This is a genomic window from Microbacterium sp., assembly GCF_030149085.1.
GTDB lineage: Bacteria > Actinomycetota > Actinomycetes > Actinomycetales > Microbacteriaceae > Microbacterium.
In genome coordinates this window covers 1-4,396 of sequence record NZ_JASBSF010000120.1, presented here as the reverse complement: position 1 = coordinate 4,396, position 4,396 = coordinate 1, and the positions used below count along the sequence as shown (strand labels likewise).

Here is a 4,396-nt window from a genome sequence, read left to right as displayed (position 1 = left end):
CACGGCGCGGGGGCGGGCGCTGGGCATCCACGTCATCCTCGGCACGCAGCGCGCCACCGGGGTGTTTCGAGAGGCGCTCCTGGCGAACTGTCTGCTGCGCGTCGTTCTGCGAGCCGCCGATGCCGCCGATTGCCGTCTGATGCTCGGAGATGACGCCGCCCACCGGATGCCGGCCGGAGCGCGCGCAGGCACAGCTCAGGTGAGACGGGCGGGAGACGAGCGTCCGGTGCCGATTCGCGTCGCGGTGGCAGACGACGAGTTCGTGTCTGAGCTCGCTGCCCGCGCCCACGGTTCACCGGTGCAGGCGCCGTGGCTCGAACCCCTCCCGGCCGATGTCCCGCTTCCCCGTCGCGATGGAGACGACGAGGTGCTGCTCATCGGCATCGCTGACGAGCCTCACCTGCAGCGCCAGGAGCCTATCGGGCTGGCGCGGTCCGAAAGGGGACTGTGCGTCATCGGCACCGCGGGCTCGGGAGTGACCACGGCGTTGCATACCCTCGCGGCGCAGCTGGATCGGGCGGATGCATGGATAGATGCGGGTGATCTCGAAGCAGCCTGGGACGACCTGAACCGCGTTGCGGTTTCACGGCACGGCGCCGTCGTGGTGGATGAGGCCGACGCCCTGTTGGCGGCGCTTCCACCGGACTATGCCCACGCAGCCGCCGGCCTCCTCGAAACGATAGTCCGCTCTTCTGGGGACGGACGTCCCTTCCTGCTCGGTCTGGAACGCCTCACGGCGCCGCTCGCTCGCATCGCCGACCTGATGCCGCGCCGGCTCCTGCTTCGCCACGCCCAACGCACCGACTACCTCGCCGCCGGCGGCGCGCCGAGCCACCACGACCCCACAGCTCCGCCGGGTCGAGGCCGGCTCGGCGGGACGCTCGTACAGGTGTTCCGGGCTGAAACTTCTGCGCGGAGCGGAGAAGCGCCGCATCCCTCCCTCTGGCAGCCGCCCGCTGGACTGACGTGTTGGGTTACGCGCGCCGCCTCCGGCGCTGAGTGCACTCAGCAACAATGGCTTGCTCGTGACGTGGTGGTCATGAGCCCTGATGACGCGCTCGCCGGGGGCAGCCCACCGACGATGGAGCCGGAACGCTCGCTCGTCGTGCGTGCTGAACCCGAGCAGTGGCAGCGATTCTGGGCCGCGCTCACGACCCTGCGCGCACAAGGCCCGCTTTTGATCGATCCGTCATGCTCGGGGGAGTACCGCATCCTCACCGGACGACGAGACCTTCCTCCGCTGTGCCTTCCGGGGGCTCCGCGCGGATGGCTCCTCGAGCCCGGACGCGACGTCAGGCGGGTACGCCTCGGATGATCGAGGTCAGAAGGCAGGGGAGATCACGCCGACGTCGCGCTCGCCGCCGCGCACCCGCAGCGGCAGCTCGTCCCGAGCACGCGAGACGTCGGCGGCCCTCAGCGCACCAGCTCGCTCGAGAAGACGCAGCGCGACGATGGATGTGGCCCGCGCCGAGCCATCAAGCATCTTGAGCGCTGCCGTCGTCCCATCCGGCGCGACCATGATCATCACGCCCTCGGCACCGCCCTTCGCGAAGACCCCGGTCTGTTCGATCGTGATCGTGTCGGCCCGGCCGGGACCGTCGATCGTCCAGGGATGCCGGCGCACTGCCGCGACCAGCGCCGCCGCATTGCGATGGAGCGCGAACGGCGACCGCTCCGAGGAACCGCCGATCCGGTGCGCTGCCTTGGCAAGGCCCGACAGCGTGAGGGCGAAAACGGGAGCGCCGCATCCATCGACGACGGATGCCTGCACGCGCTCTCCGGTCAGCCGCTCGACGAGCTCGCGAATCTGAACCTGCAGCGGATGCTCCGGGTCGAGGTAGGTGGCAAGGTCCCACCCCTGTGCGACGCACGCCGCGAGCATTGCCGCGTGCTTTCCCGAGCAATTCATGCGGAGCCTCTCGGGCTCTCCTTCGGCGCGGACCAGGGCATCGCGTGTGGTCGTATCGGACGGCCAGGCAGGCGGGCACTGGAGGCTCCGCTCGTCCAGCCCGGCGGCGTCGAGGATGTCGCGGACGACGGCGACGTGCCGGTCGGTTCCCGCGTGGCTGGCGGTCGCGAGCGCCAGCGTCTCACCTTCGAGCTGTGCCCCCGCCGCGAGACATGCCAGCGCCTGGATCGGCTTCAGGGACGACCGCGGAAGGATGGGTGCATCGGTGTCACCGAGCCTCTCGATGACCTGCCCATCGGGATTCAGGACGATCGCGGCCCCGGCATGGCGTGACTCCACGAATCCGCCTCGCTCCACCCGTGCGAGCTCGACGGCAGCGGCAACAGGGAACGTCTTAGGCACTCCCACAGCCTATCCGGGGCCGCCAGCGTGAACAGCGATGCCAGACTGGGCCCATGCTGGGTGAACACGAGTACACCGTTCGCGCCGAATGGACCGGCAACCGCGGTGTCGGCACCGCTGGTTACCGCGACTACGCCCGAGACGTCACGCTGCAGATCGAGGGGAAGCCGGAGCTTCTGGTCTCCAGCGACAAGCCGTTTCGTGGGGATGCGTCGAGGTGGAACCCGGAGGATCTCCTCGTTGCGGCCCTGAGCGAGTGCCACCTGCTGTCTTACTTGCACGCGGCCGTTCAGGCCGGGGTCGTGGTGGTCGCGTATCGGGATACCGCGACCGGAGTCATGGTGGAGGACGGTCGCGGTGGCGGCAGTTTCCGTGAGGTGACGCTGCACCCCGTCGTTACGGTGGCTGACGAGTCGATGCGATCCGCCGCCGAGGCTGCCCACCATCAGGCCAACCAGTGGTGCTTCATTGCGAACTCGGTGAACTTTCCGGTCCACCATCGCCCCACGACACTCGTGGTAGGGCTCGATACCTGAGCCCGCCGGTCAGCGGCGCTCGTGGGGGAGTGCCTGCTTGATGCGTTCGATCGGCGACTGCGGCTGGACCTCGTTGTAGGCGCCGGCGAGTTCCTGCCCCGACAGGGCATGGATCGCGGCCATGATCTCGTCGGTTGCGCCTCGGCGGGCGCGACCGGAGGAAGCGTGGCCATGGTGGGACAGATCCAGCGGCTCACCGAACTTGACAGTGATGCGGTGCTTCGGGGAGGGCACGGTCGCACCCTTCGGCATGACCTTGTCCGTGCCGATGAGGCCCACGGGAACGACGGGTGCGCCGGTCTGGAGCGCCAGGAAGGCGACTCCCGTGCGCCCCTTGTAGAGGCGACCGTCGACCGAGCGTGTGCCCTCCGGATACAGCGCGACGGCGCTCCCCGCCTCGAGGAGGGCGCGCTGTTGATCCAGGGCATCGAGGGCGGCTTGACCTGCGCCACGACGAACCGGAATCGCTCCGATCGACGTGAAGAACTGGCGCGATGCCCACCCCGAAAGACCTGAGCCTTCGAAGTAGCTGGACTTCGCGAGGAAGTGAACCCGACGCGGTGCCGCGACCGGGATGGCGATCGAGTCGATGAAGGAGAGATGGTTGCTCGCGAAGATGACGGGTCCGCTCCGGGGTACCAGATGCTTGCCTTCGACGCGCGGTCGATAGATCAGACGTGCAAGCGGCGTGATCACCGTACGTCCGAGTACGTAAGCGACACCCATGCGTCGACGGGTCCGAGTGCCGTCAGACACGGGCTCCTCGGCTGCGGGGGCGGTGGGGTCGACGGTCACCCGTCGAGGCTACCGCCGCTTTCATTCCCCGATCGGAATGGCGCGGAGAGTGCGATTCCCAGCGGAGACAGAGGAATTGTGCGAAAGGATGGGGGATCCGCCCACAGCAGAGGATCATTGTGCGCTCACGCTCCCTTCTCGCCCTGACCGTCGCCGCGACCGCGGCACTACTTCTCGCTGGTTGTACATCGGCTGCCGAAAGCGACCCGACGGCGACAACCGTCGATAACGGTGGACTCTGCGCGGCAGCTGCAGAGTCGGGCCCCGTTTCCGAGTCCGTGACAGTCGAGGGCGAGTTCGGACAGGTCCCCTCCGCCTCGTTCTCGACCCCGATCGCTGTTGAGGCACTGCAGCGGACGGTCGCCATCACCGGCGACGGAACCGCCCTGACCGACGGGGCGTATGTCTCGTACGCCCTTACCGTCTTCGACGGTGACACGGGAGCTCAGGTGGATTCTGCGGGGTATGACGAGGCCGCGCCGCTCGCGCCGATTCCGGTGGAGGTCGGCACGGGTATCGATGAGTTCTTCGGATGCGCAACGGCGGGATCGCGGATCGTTCTGGCAGTTCCTGGCCAGGGCGAGACTGCAGCGCAGGTCTACGTCCTCGATGTGCTCGATGTCACGCCGGCCGATCAGTGGTGCCAGGTCGTGGACGCAGACGCCGCGATGCCGACCGTCGCTTTCGACGAGAGCGGTGCCCCCGCCATTTCGATCCCCGCATCCGACCCGCCGAGCGGTGTTGTCGTCGACGT

3 protein-coding genes and 2 pseudogenes are annotated in these 4,396 nt (G+C 68.3%); 3 read left to right on the top strand and 2 right to left on the bottom strand.

The window, feature by feature from the left end:
- Positions 1-1,315, top strand: a pseudogene (locus tag Q1V87_RS04975) (cell division protein FtsK); the annotation flags it as partial.
- 6 nt (positions 1,316-1,321) lie between these two features.
- Here Q1V87_RS04975 and Q1V87_RS04970 read toward each other — a convergent pair.
- Positions 1,322-2,311: an asparaginase gene (locus Q1V87_RS04970; protein ID WP_300591100.1), complete on the bottom strand. Its 990-nt coding sequence runs from the start codon at positions 2,309-2,311 to the stop codon at positions 1,322-1,324.
- A 53-nt stretch (positions 2,312-2,364) separates the two neighbouring features.
- Here Q1V87_RS04970 and Q1V87_RS04965 point away from each other — a divergent pair, with 53 nt between their 5' ends.
- Entirely contained in the window at positions 2,365-2,847 is a 483-nt protein-coding gene (locus Q1V87_RS04965; RefSeq protein ID WP_300591099.1) for an OsmC family protein, read from the top strand.
- A gap of 9 nt (positions 2,848-2,856) precedes the next feature.
- Here the strand turns inward: Q1V87_RS04965 and Q1V87_RS04960 are convergent, their stop codons facing one another.
- The gene (locus Q1V87_RS04960) at positions 2,857-3,573 is read right to left on the bottom strand and encodes a 1-acyl-sn-glycerol-3-phosphate acyltransferase (RefSeq protein ID WP_300591101.1); all 717 of its coding nucleotides are present in this window, start codon (positions 3,571-3,573) and stop codon (positions 2,857-2,859) included.
- 188 nt (positions 3,574-3,761) lie between these two features.
- Here Q1V87_RS04960 and Q1V87_RS04955 point away from each other — a divergent pair.
- A pseudogene (locus Q1V87_RS04955) lies at positions 3,762-4,396 on the top strand (hypothetical protein); the annotation flags it as partial.

Excerpts from the sequence above, each read along its gene's own strand:
- Q1V87_RS04965 (WP_300591099.1), top strand. The coding sequence starts at position 2,365 with ATGCTGGGTGAACACGAGTACACCGTTCGCGCCGAATGGACCGGCAAC.
- Q1V87_RS04960 (WP_300591101.1), bottom strand. The coding sequence starts at position 3,573 with ATGGGTGTCGCTTACGTACTCGGACGTACGGTGATCACGCCGCTTGCA.